General features: G+C 68.0%; 14 protein-coding genes. 7 read left to right on the top strand and 7 right to left on the bottom strand.

Translation table 11 applies throughout. The features are described from left to right. Window positions 1-40 precede the first annotated feature (40 nt). The gene (locus BN2156_RS21575) at window positions 41-1,198 is read left to right on the top strand and encodes an acyl-CoA dehydrogenase family protein (RefSeq protein ID WP_090516947.1); all 1,158 of its coding nucleotides are present in this window, start codon (window positions 41-43) and stop codon (window positions 1,196-1,198) included. 8 nt (window positions 1,199-1,206) lie between these two features. Further along, window positions 1,207-2,307 (top strand): acyl-CoA dehydrogenase family protein, encoded by a 1,101-nt coding sequence (locus BN2156_RS21570; protein ID WP_090516946.1) that lies wholly within the window; start codon window positions 1,207-1,209, stop codon window positions 2,305-2,307. On the opposite strand, the gene BN2156_RS21565 is transcribed toward BN2156_RS21570, so the two are convergent. From BN2156_RS21565 to treS, 3 genes are read right to left on the bottom strand one after another with little or no spacing between them, the layout of a single operon-like run. Further along, entirely contained in the window at window positions 2,257-3,759 is a 1,503-nt protein-coding gene (locus BN2156_RS21565) for an MFS transporter (protein ID WP_090516945.1), read from the bottom strand. The two genes, BN2156_RS21570 and BN2156_RS21565, sit on opposite strands and share 51 nt — an antisense overlap. An 18-nt stretch (window positions 3,760-3,777) precedes the next feature. Then, window positions 3,778-5,100, bottom strand: a complete 1,323-nt coding sequence (locus BN2156_RS21560) for a maltokinase N-terminal cap-like domain-containing protein (protein ID WP_090516944.1) — start codon at window positions 5,098-5,100, stop codon at window positions 3,778-3,780. Next, a complete protein-coding gene (gene treS, locus BN2156_RS21555) occupies window positions 5,097-6,845 on the bottom strand; it encodes a maltose alpha-D-glucosyltransferase (protein ID WP_090516943.1) in 1,749 nt (582 codons plus the stop codon). The genes BN2156_RS21560 and treS overlap by 4 nt, the downstream gene beginning before the upstream one ends. 296 nt (window positions 6,846-7,141) lie before the next feature. Here treS and BN2156_RS21545 point away from each other — a divergent pair, with 296 nt between their 5' ends. Genes BN2156_RS21545 through BN2156_RS21535 form a run of 3 tightly spaced genes read left to right on the top strand, consistent with a single transcriptional unit; the run spans window position 7,142 to window position 8,961 of the window. Further along, window positions 7,142-7,531 carry a hypothetical protein gene (locus BN2156_RS21545; protein WP_090516942.1) on the top strand — a complete coding sequence of 130 codons (390 nt, stop codon included), beginning with the start codon at window positions 7,142-7,144 and terminating at the stop codon, window positions 7,529-7,531. Window positions 7,532-7,561: 30 nt separating this feature from the next. Further along, window positions 7,562-8,359, top strand: coding sequence for a HugZ family pyridoxamine 5'-phosphate oxidase (locus tag BN2156_RS21540; protein WP_090516941.1), 798 nt, complete (start codon window positions 7,562-7,564; stop codon window positions 8,357-8,359). A gap of 32 nt (window positions 8,360-8,391) precedes the next feature. Beyond that, entirely contained in the window at window positions 8,392-8,961 is a 570-nt protein-coding gene (locus BN2156_RS21535; protein WP_090516940.1) for an orotate phosphoribosyltransferase, read from the top strand. 15 nt (window positions 8,962-8,976) lie between these two features. On the opposite strand, the gene BN2156_RS21530 is transcribed toward BN2156_RS21535, so the two are convergent. The 4 genes from BN2156_RS21530 to BN2156_RS21515 form a co-directional block, all read right to left on the bottom strand. Next, window positions 8,977-10,017, bottom strand: a complete 1,041-nt coding sequence (locus BN2156_RS21530) for an ABC transporter ATP-binding protein (RefSeq protein WP_162490911.1) — start codon at window positions 10,015-10,017, stop codon at window positions 8,977-8,979. After that, entirely contained in the window at window positions 10,014-10,718 is a 705-nt protein-coding gene (locus tag BN2156_RS21525) for an ABC transporter permease (RefSeq protein ID WP_235625480.1), read from the bottom strand. Before BN2156_RS21525 ends, BN2156_RS21530 begins: the two co-directional genes overlap by 4 nt. A 77-nt stretch (window positions 10,719-10,795) precedes the next feature. Next, the gene (locus tag BN2156_RS21520; protein ID WP_090516937.1) at window positions 10,796-11,668 is read right to left on the bottom strand and encodes an ABC transporter permease; all 873 of its coding nucleotides are present in this window, start codon (window positions 11,666-11,668) and stop codon (window positions 10,796-10,798) included. Between the two features lie 6 nt (window positions 11,669-11,674). Further along, window positions 11,675-12,811, bottom strand: a complete 1,137-nt coding sequence (locus tag BN2156_RS21515; protein WP_090516936.1) for an ABC transporter substrate-binding protein — start codon at window positions 12,809-12,811, stop codon at window positions 11,675-11,677. 68 nt (window positions 12,812-12,879) lie between these two features. On the opposite strand from BN2156_RS21515, the gene BN2156_RS21510 reads away from it, so the two are divergent. Beyond that, window positions 12,880-13,311 carry a hypothetical protein gene (locus BN2156_RS21510; RefSeq protein WP_235625430.1) on the top strand — a complete coding sequence of 144 codons (432 nt, stop codon included), beginning with the start codon at window positions 12,880-12,882 and terminating at the stop codon, window positions 13,309-13,311. Window positions 13,312-13,348: 37 nt separating this feature from the next. Then, on the top strand, window positions 13,349-13,777 hold the full coding sequence (locus tag BN2156_RS21505; RefSeq protein WP_090516935.1) for a TIGR03668 family PPOX class F420-dependent oxidoreductase: 429 nt from the start codon (window positions 13,349-13,351) through the stop codon (window positions 13,775-13,777). The last annotated feature ends 40 nt before the right edge of the window (window positions 13,778-13,817 follow it).

Raw genomic sequence — 13,817 nt, 5'->3', positions numbered from 1 at the left:
GCCATGGCTCCCGACCAACCGGGTGGTTTAGTGTGCAGACATGCAGCTAGCCCTCACCCCGGAGGAAGCCGCCTTCCGCGACGAACTCCGCACCTTCTACACCACGAAGATCCCCGCGGAACTGCGCGAACGAAACCGGCTCGGACTGCCAATCGGCAAAGACGGCATCATCACGGCGCACAAGATCCTTCATGAGCACGGCCTGGCTGTGCCCAACTGGCCCGTCGAGTGGGGCGGCAAGGACTGGACGCCCAACCAGCACCAGATCTGGCTCGACGAGATGCAGCTGGCCAGCGTCCCGGAGCCGCTGACCTTCAACGCCCGGATGGTCGGCCCGGTGATCGCCGAGTTCGGCTCGCAGGAGATCAAGGAGCGATTCCTGCCGCCGACCGCGGCGCTCGACATCTGGTGGTGCCAGGGCTTCTCCGAGCCCGAGGCCGGCTCCGACCTGGCCTCGCTGCGTACCACCGCGATTCGCGACGGCGACAGCTACGTGGTCAACGGCCAGAAGACCTGGACCACGCTGGGCCAGCACGCCGACTGGATCTTCTGCCTGGTGCGTACCGACCCGCAGGCCCCCAAGAAGCAGGCCGGCATCTCGTTCCTGCTGTTCGAAATGAACACCCCCGGCGTCACGCTTCGCCCGATCAAGTTGATCGACGGCAGCTACGAGGTCAACGAGGTGTTCTTCGAGGACGTCCGGGTGCCCGCCGACCAGCTCGTCGGCGAGGAGAACCAGGGCTGGACCTACGCGAAGTTCCTGCTCGGCAACGAGCGCACCGGCATCGCCCAGGTGGCCCGCACCAAGGTCCGCCTGGCCGAGGTCAAGGAGCGTGCCGCGGCCAACGGCCTGCTGGCCGATCCGCTGTTCGCCGCCCGCCTGGCCGAGGCCGAAAACGACGTGCTGGCACTGGAACTCACCCAGATGCGGGTGACCTCGGATTCCGCCGACGGCAAGCCCAGCCCGGCCTCGTCGGTGCTGAAGCTGCGCGGCAGCCAGCTGCAGCAGACCGCCACCGAACTGCTGGTCGAGGTCGCCGGTGCCGACGCGCTGCCCTACGAGGCGGGCGATATCGCCTCACCGGACTGGGCTCAGCATGCCGCCCCGCACTACCTCAACTACCGCAAGACCTCGATCTACGGTGGTAGCAACGAGGTGCAGCGCACCATCATCTCGTCCACCATTCTCGGATTGTGAGTTGAGCCATGGACTTTCAGCTAACTGACGAACAGACCCTGCTGGCCGACACCACCCGCGACCTGCTGTCGGGCTACGACACCGAGAAGCGCAACAAGGTGGTGGAGACCGAGCCCGGATTCGACCGCCAGGTGTGGGGGCAGCTCGCCGAGGTCGGCGTTCTCGGACTGGGTTTCGACGAGGATTCCGGTGGCCAGATCGAGATCATGGTGGTACTCAACGAGATCGGGCGCCGGCTGGCACCCGAGCCGGTACTGCACGGAGCGATCGGCCCGGGTGCGATCATCGCCGAGGCCGGGACCGACGCCCAGCGCGCACTGCTCGACGATGTCGCCTCCGGCGAGCGGATCCTGGCCTTCGCCCACGCCGAACCGGGCGTGCGCGGGTCGGCCGGTGTCACCACGACCGCGTCGCGCAGCGGCGACGGCTGGACCCTGAGCGGCACCAAGAACCCGGTGCTGGCCGGTGATGTCGCCGACACGCTGATTGTCAGTGCCGCCCTGCCCGACGGCGGCACCGGACTGTTCCTGGTCGACGCCGCGAACGTCACGCGCCAGGGTTACCGCACGTTCGACGGCCAGCGCGGGGCCCAGGTAGACCTGGACGCCGCTCCCGCCGAGCCGCTCGGTGAGGCAGCCGATGCCAGTGCCGCGATCGCCAACGCCCTGGTCCGGATCTCGGCGGGCCTGTGCGCCGAGGCGGTCGGCGCGATGGACGAGTCGCTGCGCCTGACCACCGATTACCTCAAGCAGCGCAAGCAGTTCGGGGTCACGTTGAGCAAGTTCCAGACCCTGACCCAGCGGGCCGCCGACATGTACATGTCGCTGGAGCTGGCGCGCAGCATGGGCAACTACGCCGCGATGTCCATCGCCGACGGTGAACTCGACCCGGTGATCGCCGCCCGCGCCAAGCTGCAGATCGGGCGGTCGGGCCGGCACATCGCGCAGGAATCGATCCAGCTGCATGGCGGCATCGGCGTCACCGCGGAGTACCCGATCGGCCACTACGCAGCCCGGTTGACCGCGATCGAGCACACCCTGGGCTCGTCCGCCGATCAGCTACGGACGCTGGTCGGCCAGCTCGACAGCTACGAGATCGCTACGCTCTGACACCAAACGCTCGGCAGCTTCTGAAAGCGCCCCGTCCGGTTCTGTCTCGCCGGGCCGGGGCGCTTTTGGTATCGCCATGGCGATGAGCGCGGCACCGGTCGCGGCGGCCGCGGCGATCAGGAGCGCGACACGGAACCCGGCCAACGACGGCAGCGCGTACCCCGCGACCGTCACGGTCATCTGGGCCAGCACCGCGGTCATGACCGCGCTCGAGGTCGAGGTGCCCAGCGAGCGGGCCAGTGAGTTGATGCTGTTGGCGGACGCGGTTTCCGAGACCGGCACCGCCGCGTTGATCAAGGCGGGCAGTGCCGCGAAGGCGAACCCGACGCCGAAGCTGACGATCAGGCCGAGCACCATCACCCCGACCGGGGTGCTGAGCAGCACGGTGCCGGCCAGGTAGCCGGCGGCGATGATGACGCTGCCGATCACCAGGACGATCTTCGGCCCACGCGCGGCCACGACCCGGGCGGCCACGGGTGCGGCCGCCATCATCGCCAGCCCGCCGGGGGCCATCCACAGGCCGGTTGCGATCATGCTCTGTCCCAACCCGAATCCCGTTTCCCGGGGCATCTCCAGCAGCTGCGGGCCCACGAGCGACAACGCGAACATTCCGAAGCCCACCGCGATGGACGACACGTTCGTCAGCAGGACCGGTCGTTTCAGCGTGGTGCGCATGTCCACGATGGGCGAGGGAGCCCGGTACTGCCACCACGTGAAAACCGCGAAAGTCACCACCGCGGCCGTGAACATCCCCAACGTGGTTGGACTGCCCCAGCCCCACATCCCGCCCTTGGAGATCGGCAGCAACAGCATCACCAGACCGGCACCGAGTGCCAGGGCCCCGATCGGATCGAAGCGGTGATCGGAGGACACCGGTTCCAAGTCGGGCACCAGCAGGACGAACAGGATCGCGGAGGCCAGGCCGAGGAAGGCCGAACACCAGAACAGGGCATGCCAGTCGAAATGTTCGGCGATCACCGCCGACAACGGCAGGCCCAGTGCCCCGCCGACCCCGAGCGAGGCGCTCATCATCCCCATCGCCGAGGCCACCCGCTCGGCGGGCAGGGCGGCGCGCAACACACTGATGCCCAGCGGGATCACCGGGGCGCCGAATCCCTGCAGCCCGCGGCCGATGACGAGCGGGATCAGCGACGTGGTCAGGGCGGCGACGAGCGATCCGATGAACAGCAGCGCGGCGCACAGCACCAGGATCCGCTTGGGGCCGTACATGTCTCCGAGCCTGCCCAGCATCGGGGTCGCCACGGCACCGGTCAGCAGCGTCGCGGTGACCGCCCACGACGCATTCGCTGCGCTGGTGCCGAGCAGCGTTGGCAACTGCGGGATGAGCGGGATGATCAGGGTCTGCATGAGCGAGACGCTGATGCCGGCGGCGGCGAGCACCGCGATCAGCAGCCCACCGGACGCCGATCGGCGCGCAGGCTGATTAGGCACGCTAATGAAGATAGGTGATCAGCCGAGCAGGCGTGCCACCGACCCCAGCGGGACGGGCAACCAGCTCGGCCGGTACCGCGCCTCGTAGGCCGCCTCGTAGACCGCCTTGTCCAACTCGTAGGCGGCCAGCAGAGCGGCGTGTTCGCGCGGGTCGCTTCCGGCCACCACGGCATACCCGTCACAGAATGCGTTGCTGTTGCGGTCGGCCCATTCGCGGGCCCGGGCGGCCAGCTGCCGAGCCCGGTCATCGTCGGTGGCCAGATCCACCAGGCGCGCATATGCCGCGTATTCGAAGGACCGCACCATGCCCGCGACGTCGCGCATCGGGGAATCGGGGCTGCGGCGCAGCTCCAGCGGCTGGCCGGGCTCCCCTTCGAAATCGATCAGCAGCCACCGCTCCGGAGTCCGCAGCACCTGGCCCAGATGCAGATCGCCGTGTATCCGCTGCACGCTCACCCGCTCGTCGGCCAACTTGCGGTAGCGGTCCTCGATCAGCGAGACATGCTGGCGCAGTTCGGGTACCGCCTCAGCCGCGGCGGTCAGCCGCGTGGTCATCAGCTCAGCCGGGAACGGCACCGACTCGGTGCCGAGTTCCTCGGCCAGACAGGCGTGCACCGAGGCGACCGCCTCACCCAGGCGATAGGACTCGGCGGCGAAGTCCCCACCCACCTCGTCGGCGTACAGGTCACCCTCGGCGAACAGATCCCGGGTGCTCGCGGTGGCCATGTCCCAGCCCTCGGCGGAGTTGGCGGCGAACTCGGTGACCATGCCCAGTGCGAAAGCCTCACCGTCCCAGTCGATGTCCATCGAGCCGAGCAGCCTCGCCACGTGCGGGTTGGCGGCCCGGGCCAGCACCCGGTTGAGCTCGATGTCGGGATTGACGCCAGGGGTGAGCCGGCGGAACACCTTGAACACGGCGTCCTGCCCGAACACCACGCTGGTGTTGCTCTGTTCGGCCGCGGAGACGCGAGCGGCGGCGTCCAGCGGCAGGACGGCGTCCGGCTCCTTGCCGCACCTGAGCCCGCCCACCGAGGCCGAGCGGTCGATCATCTCCAGCAGATACCGCGCCGCCTCGGGGTCGTAGAGGGCGTCGTAGGCGGTCCGCCCACCGGCGGCGCCGATGGTCGCCACCGCGCTGTACTCGTCGATCGGGTCGGCATCCCACTTCACCAGCACCTGGTACCGCTCGGTGCCACCGTCGGCGTACGACACCTTGAGCAATGTCAGGTCGAGGTCGTCGCTGAGGGCGACCACCGAATCCGGTGTGGCGGCGGCCAACTCACGGCCACGGCCGGCATACCACCGCTGCTGGCCCAGCCAGTCACCGAATTCGACGTTCATTGCTGCACTCCAGGGTCTTGCTCGGGCTCGCGGAGCTGGAACCAGTAGAACCCATGCCCCGGCAGGGTCAGCAGGTAAGGCAGCTGGCCGATACTCGGGAACTCCACGTAGCCGGACATCTCGATGGGGGTATACCCGTTCCACTCCTGCAGATTCAGTTCGATGGGCTGCGGGAACCGGGACAGATTGTTGACGCACAACACCGCGTCGCCATCCCCTTCGACCTGGCGCACATATGCCAGGACCGACGGATTCGAACCGCCGAGCTCACGGAACGTTCCTACCGCGAACGCGTCATGGCGGCTGCGCACGGCCAGCATGCTGCGGGTCCAGTTCAGCAGCGACGTCGAACTGTCGCGCTGTGCTTCGACATTGACGGACTGGTACCCGTAGACGGCGTCCTGGTTGGGCGGCAGGTACAGCCGGCCGGGGTTGGCCGTGGAGAAGCCGGTGTTGCGGTCCGGCGTCCATTGCATCGGGGTGCGCACGCTGTCGCGGTCGCCGAGCCAGATGATGTCGCCCATCCCGATCTCGTCGCCGTAGTACAGCACCGGAGACCCGGGCAGCGACAACAGCAGCGCGGTGAACAGCTCGATCTGGTTGCGGTCGTTCTCCAGCAGCGGGGCCAGCCTGCGCCGGATTCCGACGTTGGCCTTCATCCGCGGGTCCTTGGCGTACTCGGCGTACATGTAGTCACGCTCGTCGTCGGTGACCATCTCCAGCGTCAGCTCGTCGTGGTTGCGCAGGAAGATCCCCCACTGCGCCAGGTCCGGGATTTCCGGTGTCTGCGCCAGGATCTCCGAGATCGGGAACCGCGACTCCCGGCGCACCGCCATGAAGATGCGCGGCATCAACGGGAAGTGGAACGCCATGTGGCACTCGTCGCCGCCGGTGGACGGATCACCGAAGTACTCCACGACATCGGCCGGCCACTGGTTGGCCTCGGCCAGCAGCACCCGGCCCGGGAACTCGTCGTCGACCACCTTGCGGCAGCGTTTGAGGAAAGCGTGGGTCTCGGGCAGGTTCTCGCAGTTGGTGCCCTCGCGCTCGAACAGATAGGGCACCGCGTCGAGCCGGAAGCCGTCGATACCCAGATCCAGCCAGAACCGCAGGACGTCGATCATCGCTTCCTGCACGGCCGGGTTCTCGTAGTTGAGGTCGGGCTGGTGCGAGAAGAACCGGTGCCAGTAGAACTGGCGGCGCACCGGGTCGAACGTCCAGTTCGACTCCTCGGTGTCGACGAAGATGATGCGGGCGTCGGCGTACCGGTCGCTCGTGTCACTCCAGACATAGAAGTCGCCGTACGGACCGTCGGGGTTGTGCCGCGACTCCTGGAACCAGGCGTGGGAATCGGAGGTGTGGTTCATCACCAGATCGGTGATCACGCGGATGCCTCTGCGGTGCGCGCCGTCGAGCAGCGTGACGAAGTCCTCCACGGTGCCGAACTCGGGGAGCACCTTGTAGAAGTCCCGGATGTCATAGCCACCGTCGCGCAGCGGCGAATCGTAGAACGGCGGCAGCCACAGGCAGTCCACGCCCAGCCACTTCAGATAGTCGAGTTGCCGCGTCAGACCTTGCAGATCGCCCACACCGTCGGCGTTGGAGTCGTAGAACGCCCGGACCAGAACCTCGTAGAACACCGCGTGTTTGAACCAGTCACGGTCGGTCGGCAGCGTTCTGGCGTGGCCGAAGTCGTCCGCGGTCGGGTGCTCGACCATGCAGTGATCGTCCTGAACGTTGTCCATCAGCTTCCCAACGTACCCACTTCCTTCCCACTCGACACCCGCTGCGAACCTCTGCCTCACGTCACCATCCCGAAACGATCCTGCAGCAACGTGATTCGCCCACGCGCACTTGTTTGCGGAAAAACTAACGGTTGAATAAGAGACCGCGACGGGTTACGTTTTTCCCGCATTTGATCTCCTCGTCGGCTATGGGCCGGCGATCACGAACATTCGACGAGGGATGGCCTGTGGGTGAGTCCGCACCAAATGACGGTGAAGCACCAGTAATCGTTGGACTGTCTGATGCGGCGATGCACATGTACATCGCCGCGATCGACGCGCTACCGCCGGTCGGCGACCCCGAGTACGCCGACCGTGTCGCAGTCGTTCTCAGCGGTCTGCGCAAGCTGCAGACGTCGCTGTCGGAGGCGGCGGGCCGCAGCCGCGTGACCCCGTCCGTCATCGTCGCGCTCAGCGGCGTGCGGCACCGCTACGACGAACTGATGACGACCGCGTCCGAGGGCCCGGGGGCCACGCTCGGTCAGCGTCTCTACGTCGCCCGCGGCCGCGCGAAGCTGTCGACGCAGGAAGCCGCCAACGGCGTCGGCCTGCGCAAGGACCTCATCGAGGCCGTCGAGGCCGAGGAGCCCGCGACCGAGTCCGAAACCGCTCAGATCAAGGATCTGATCGCCGCTCTCGGCGGCTAGCACGCAACGCACGAACGGTAGGGTCGCCGCGTGACGCGCGATCATGGCGACCCAGGTGATGCCCCTTCGGTTCCTCCCCCGTTGACGGAGGTGACCGAGGGGGCTCGTCCGTCTGCGGGCGAGGAAGCCCGCACGATCGCGGCGTCGACCAACGCTGGCACGCTGGCCTCCCTCACCGCCGACGGCGACCCGTGGGCATCGTTCGTCACCTACGGGCTGCTGGCCGGCGCCCCGGTGCTCTGTGTGTCGAACATGGCCGAGCACGGTCGCAATCTGGCCGGCGACCCTCGGGCCAGCATCTCCATCGTCGCGCCCCATTCCGGGTCGGATCCGTTGGCCAGCAGTCGCATCACGCTGGCCGGGATCGCCGAACGGCCCACCGGCGACGAGCTCGCCGCGGCGCGCCAAGCCCATCTGGACGCGGTCGCCGCCGCCCGGTACTACATCGACTTCAGCGACTTCTCGCTCTGGGTGCTGCGGGTACACCGCGTGCGCTGGGTCGGCGGCTACGGCCGGATGGACTCGACCACCGGGCAGGCCTATTCGGCCGCCGAACCCGACCCGGTCTCACCGCACGCCGCCGGCGCGATCGAGCATCTCAACGCCGACCACGCCGATTCGCTGGCCGACATGGCCCGGACGCTGGGCGGCTACCCCGACGCAGGAGCGGCGGTGTGTACCGGCGCCGACCGCTACGGCCTGGATCTGCGGGTCACCACCGAGCGGGGAATGGCCTACATCCGGGTCGGCTACGCCGCGCCGATCAGCTCATACGGCGAGTTGCGCGCGGCCACAGTCGAGTTGGCCCGGCGCGCCAGGCAGGGCTGAGACCGCGTCAGCCCGTGCAATACGATCGCGGTATGCCTGAGCGCCCGGAGACCTGGCAAGCCGCCTTCGACCTGATCCGCACCCGCGGTTACGAACACCGTGAGGAACCGTTCCGGTTGGCCAGCGGACAGCTGAGCCACGACTACATCGACGGCAAGTTCGCCATCGACACCGGTGAGCGGATGGCCGTCGTCAGCCGTGCGGTCGCCGATCTCGCGGCGGCGACCGGCATCGAGTTCGACGCTGTCGGCGGGCTGACCATGGGCGCCGATCCGCTGGCGCACGGCGTCGCGATGGTGACCGGCAAGGCCTGGTTCTCGGTGCGCAAGGAGCAGAAGTCCCGCGGCCGCGAGCAGTGGATCGAGGGCACCCGGCTCGAGCCCGGCACCCGCGTGCTGCTGGTCGACGACGTGATCAGCACCGGTGGCTCCACCGAGATCGCGTATGAGCGCGTGACCGCCGTCGGCGCCGTCGTCACCGGCGTCATCCCGATGGTCGACCGCGGCGACATCGCGACCGGGCGGTTCGCCAAGCGCGGGGTCCCGTTCGCGGCCCTGGTCACCTACCGCGATCTGGGCATCGAACCGGTCAAGGATGTTTAGGGCGCGACGCCTGAGCTAGATCACCAGCACCGGCGCCCGCTCCAGCGCGAGGTTCACCGTCACGCCGGGGCCGAAGGCCCGCGCCCGCGAGCTGGGCAGCTGCGCATGGATCAACGAGCCGTCCGGCAGGCTCAGATACACGTGGGATGTCGGCCCCAGGAACGCCACGGACTCCACCACCACCGGCCCGTCCGGATCGGCGCGCACCCTGATCTGTTCCGGACGCAGCATCGCGATGCCCGGACCCGCGGTGATCGACCCGGGCAGGGTCGGCAGCTCGGCGCCCAGCAGGCGGGCCCGTCCACCTGAGACCCGCGCGCGCACCTTGTTGTGCAAACCTACGAACTCGGCGACGAACGGGGTGGACGGGCGGGCATAGAGCACGGCCGGGGTGGCGAGTTGCTCGAGTTTGCCGTGACTCATCACCCCGACCCGATCCGCAACCGCCAGGGCCTCTTCCTGGTCATGGGTGACGAACAACGTCGTGGTGCCGACCTCCAGCTGAACCCGCCGGATCTCGTCGCGCAACTGGGAGCGCACCTTGGCATCGAGTGCCGACAGCGGCTCGTCGAGCAGCAGCACCCTCGGCTCGATCGCCAAAGCCCGGGCCAGGGCCACCCGCTGCTGCTCACCGCCGGACAGCTCGCTGGCGAACTTGCCCTTGTGCGCTGCCAAGCCCACCAGGTCGAGCATGTCGGCGGCCCGGGACAGCCTGTCCCGCTTGGTTTTTCCGCGCATCTTCAACCCGAAGGCGACGTTGTCCAGCACGGTCAGGTGCGGGAACAGGCTGTAGGCCTGGAACACCATGCCCATGTCTCGCTTGTTGGCCGGCACCGAGCTGAGGTCACGTCCGCCCACCAGCACGGAGCCGAAGCTGGCCTCCTCCAGTCCGGCCAGGATCCGCAGCGCCGTGGTCTTGCCGCAGCCCGACGGACCGAGCAGTGCCACCAACTCCCCGGGCTCGATGGACAGGTTCAGTCCGTCGAGTGCGTTGACGTTGCCGTAGGTGCGGGTGAGGTCACGAAGTTCAACCCGCACACCGGCTCCGACACTCACGCTGAGACTCCTGATCTTCTGCGGCGGCCACGGGTGAGGGCCGCCAGCACCAACAACAATGCGAATCCGAGCAGCAGGGTGGCCAGCGAGGCAGCCACCGACGTCGGTCCGTCGCTCTTGCCGATCGCGACGATCTGGACCGGCAGCGTCTCGAAGCCGCTCAGCGAGGCGATGGTGTACTCACCGAGCACCACCGCGATGGAGATGAAGGCGGCCGAAAGGATGCCGGACCAGATGTTGGGCACGATGACCCGGCCGATCGTCGACCACCAGCCGGCCCCGAGCGACCGGGCGGCCTCCGACAGCGTCTGCAGGTCGATCGCGGCCAGCGCGGAATCGATGGCCCGGTAGGCGAACGGCAGCACCAGCACCACGTACACGAACGTCAGGGTGAGCGCCGATTCGCCGAGAAGGTAAGTCACCCACAGGTATACGTTGCGCAGGCCCACCACGATCACCAGCGCGGGAATGGTCAACGGCAACAGGCACAGAAACTCCACGAACCGCCCGGCCCACCGGGCCCGCAGGCGCACCCAGATCATCGTCGGCACCAGCAGCACCAGCATCGCGACGACGGTGAACACCGCGAGCAGCAGCGAGATCAGGATGGCGTGGTACAGCGCCTCGTCGGCCACCAGATTGCGCCAGGCCGCGGCGGTACGCCCGCCCGCGAGCAGGTTGCGGGTGGAGAAGTCCGCCATGGCATAGAGGGGAAACAGGAAGAACAGGCCGAACAGGACCCACAGCGCCCATCTCCAAGCCGGATGGAATGACCGGTTCACTTGAGCCACCTTGCCGTCCGGCGGACCAGCGCGTTGTAGGCGATCATCACCGCGGCCACCACCACGATCATCTCCAGGGCCAGCGCATAGGCGAAGCCGGACTGCCCCAGTACCACCTCGCTGGTGAGTGCGGCGCGGATCAACAGCGGCACGATCGGGCTGCCCTGGCTGACCAGGGCGGCCGCGGTGGCGTAGGCGGCAAAGGCATTGGCGAACAACAGCAGTGCCGAGCCGAGGAAGGCCGGGCTCAACAGCGGCACGGCGACCTCGCGCAGGTACTGCCACCGTGAGGCGCCGAGGCTGACCGCGGCCTCGCGCCACTGTTCGCGCAATCCCTCGAGGGCGGGCAGGAACACGATCACCATCAGCGGGATCTGAAAGTAGGAGTAGACGACGATGAGCCCGGCCAGACCGTACAGCCAGCCCGAGCCGGCCAGGTCCCAGCCGAGGTTCTCCTTGACCCACAAGGTCAGCACGCCGTTGAGGCCGATCGTGGCCAGGAACGCGAAAGCCAGTGCCACGCCGCCGAACTGAGCCAGCACACTGCACAGGGCCAGCACTGCCCGGCGCAGCATCGACTGCGGCGGACTGCTGAAGATCAGCCAGGCCAGGACCGCGCCGAGCACCGCGCCGATGAGTGCCGTACTGGCCGACAGCGCGATGCTCTTGCCGAGCGCGGTCAAGGCGGTGCCGGAGAACAGCGCGGCGATGCGCTCCAGTGAGAAGGATCCGTCGGCGAAGAACGCCATCACGATCACCGTCACCGTGGGCACGATCAGGAACACGGTCACCACGGCCACGAACGGCAGCAGTGGCAGCGCGTCGCGGAGGTGGGCCCGCAGGTCCCGGTCGGAAGTCCTAGCCGGCATAGGCGCTCAACCGATTGCCTCGGCCCAGTTGTCGGCCAGATACTTGTTGGCCTTGTCGGTTTGCTCCTGGCTCGCCACGGTCACCGGGCCGTCGATGGGCGGCAGCTGACCGAACGCCGCACGGTCGGCGCTGCCCGCCAAGATCATCTTGTCGGCGCGCACCGGGCGGACCCCGCCCTTGGCGTAGAGGTTCTGGCCCTCGTCGCTGAACAGGAACTCCTGCCACAGCCGGGCCGCGGCCGGATGCGGCGCGTCCTTGTTGATGGCCTGGTAGTAGTACCCGGCGACCAGGGCCTCGTGAGGAACGATCACCTGCCAGCCGGGGACCTTCTGGCTTTCGGTGCCGTTGAGGTAGTTCCAGTCGATCACCACCGGGGTCTGTCCCGATTCGATGGTGGCCGGGGTCGGGTCCAGCGGCAGGAAGTTGCCCGCTTCGTTCAGCTTCGCGAAGAACTCGACCCCGGGCGCGATGTCATCGGCCGATCCGCCCTGGGCCACCGCCGCCATCAGCACGCCCGCGAAGGCGGCGCCGGCCTGGGTCGGGTCGCCGTTCAGCGCGACCTTGCCGTGGTACTCCGGCTTGAGCAGGTCCTCGACCGAGGTCACCGGCGGGACCTTGGTCGAATCGAACCCGATCGACATGAAGCCGCCGTAGTCGTTGACCCAGGTGCCGTCGGGGTCCTTGAGCTTGTCGGGGATGTCGCCGAACGTGGCCACCTTGTACGGGGCGAACATCGACGTATTCGCCAGCGCCACCGACTGTCCGAGGTCGAACACGTCGGGCGCCGTGCTCTTGCCCTTCTGCTGGTTGGCCGCGTTGATCTCTTCCTGGCTGGACCCGTCGGGCTGCGCCGAGTTCACCTTGATGCCGTACTTCTCGGAGAAGGCCTTGATGATGGCGCCGTAGTTGGCCCAATCCGGCGGCAGGGCAATCACATTGAGCTCGCCTTCGGCCTTGGCCGCTGCGACGAGTTTGTCCATCCCGCCGAAATCCGCGGCCGAGGTGGCCTCGGCGACCTTGACCCCAGTATCGGTCTTGCCACCGGCGGCATCCTTCTGCGGCGGCGCGCACGCCGCCAGGCCCACCGCGACGAGTGCCGACACGGCGAGGGCGGATACCGTCGCGATCCGGGATGCGATCATTGCCAATTCCTCCGATGGTCACCAAGCGCGCACCGGCACCCTATCGCGACGGGCGCTAGCATCGCTTGATGTCAGTTCCGGGCCCCGGAGGGGGCTTCGACCTCGACGGCTGGAGCTTCAAGCCGGCGCCTTTGCCGTGGTACCGCGCCCGCACGGCGATGATCGCGATCATCGCCGCCGCGGTGGCAGCCGGAGCCATCGTGGTCTCGGGTGTGCTTTTGCTGCTTAGGGATTCACCGGCTGTACCGGAGCAGGCAACCACGCCGTCACCGGCGGGCTCGGCCACGGCTCCCGCGCCGTCGCCGTCGCTGCGGGTGGGCGTGCCGCCCGCACCCCCGGAACCACCGCCCGCACCGCCACCGGAGACCCGGCAGGCCCCGGTCTACCGCCCCACCCAACGGCCCGCCGAGACCAAGAAACCCGAGATCGGTGTCACCCGCACCCCGGTCACCCGTTCGCCGATCAGCGTGGCCCCGCAGCCGCGGCATCCCCGCAACTGACCCCTCCGCACGCCCGGGTCCGCCTACGCTTGAGTCCATGGCCGGGCTCGAGGCGATGGCCCAATTCGCAACCGCACCCTCTGCCGTGCTCGCGACGCTGGGCGCCGACGGGGCACCGCATCTGGTTCCGGTGGTGTTCGCGGTCCATCTGCCAGCCGATGCGCACACCGCGGCCACCGTCTACACCGCGGTGGACGCCAAACCGAAGTCCACCCAACGGCTGCGCCGACTGGTGAACATCGAAGGCGATGCCCGGGTCAGTCTGCTCGTCGACCACTACTCCGATGAATGGGCGCACCTGTGGTGGGTGCGGGCCGACGGACGCGCCGCGGTCCATCACAGCGGTGAACAGATGGCCACGGGCTATGGGCTCTTGCGGGCGAAATACCCGCAGTACGAGCGCATTGCGCTGAACGGCCCGGTGATCACGGTCGAGGTCACACACTGGTCTTCCTGGCAGGTCTGATCAGCGGCGCAGGCGGGACTTGTGCTCCAGGTCACATCGG

The organism is Mycolicibacterium neworleansense, from assembly GCF_001245615.1.
GTDB classification, from domain to species: Bacteria; Actinomycetota; Actinomycetes; order Mycobacteriales; family Mycobacteriaceae; genus Mycobacterium; species Mycobacterium neworleansense.
This window is presented reverse-complemented; position numbering and strand designations above follow the sequence as displayed.

Coding starts and splice junctions, on each gene's coding strand:
- BN2156_RS21515 (WP_090516936.1), bottom strand. CDS start 12,811: ATGATCGCATCCCGGATCGCGACGGTATCCGCCCTCGCCGTGTCGGCA.
- BN2156_RS21505 (WP_090516935.1), top strand. CDS start 13,349: ATGGCCGGGCTCGAGGCGATGGCCCAATTCGCAACCGCACCCTCTGCC.
- BN2156_RS21520 (WP_090516937.1), bottom strand. CDS start 11,668: ATGCCGGCTAGGACTTCCGACCGGGACCTGCGGGCCCACCTCCGCGAC.
- BN2156_RS21545 (WP_090516942.1), top strand. CDS start 7,142: ATGTACATCGCCGCGATCGACGCGCTACCGCCGGTCGGCGACCCCGAG.
- BN2156_RS21570 (WP_090516946.1), top strand. CDS start 1,207: ATGGACTTTCAGCTAACTGACGAACAGACCCTGCTGGCCGACACCACC.
- BN2156_RS21575 (WP_090516947.1), top strand. CDS start 41: ATGCAGCTAGCCCTCACCCCGGAGGAAGCCGCCTTCCGCGACGAACTC.
- treS (WP_090516943.1), bottom strand. CDS start 6,845: ATGGACAACGTTCAGGACGATCACTGCATGGTCGAGCACCCGACCGCG.
- BN2156_RS21560 (WP_090516944.1), bottom strand. CDS start 5,100: ATGAACGTCGAATTCGGTGACTGGCTGGGCCAGCAGCGGTGGTATGCC.
- BN2156_RS21525 (WP_235625480.1), bottom strand. CDS start 10,718: ATGGCGGACTTCTCCACCCGCAACCTGCTCGCGGGCGGGCGTACCGCC.
- BN2156_RS21535 (WP_090516940.1), top strand. CDS start 8,392: ATGCCTGAGCGCCCGGAGACCTGGCAAGCCGCCTTCGACCTGATCCGC.
- BN2156_RS21510 (WP_235625430.1), top strand. CDS start 12,880: ATGTCAGTTCCGGGCCCCGGAGGGGGCTTCGACCTCGACGGCTGGAGC.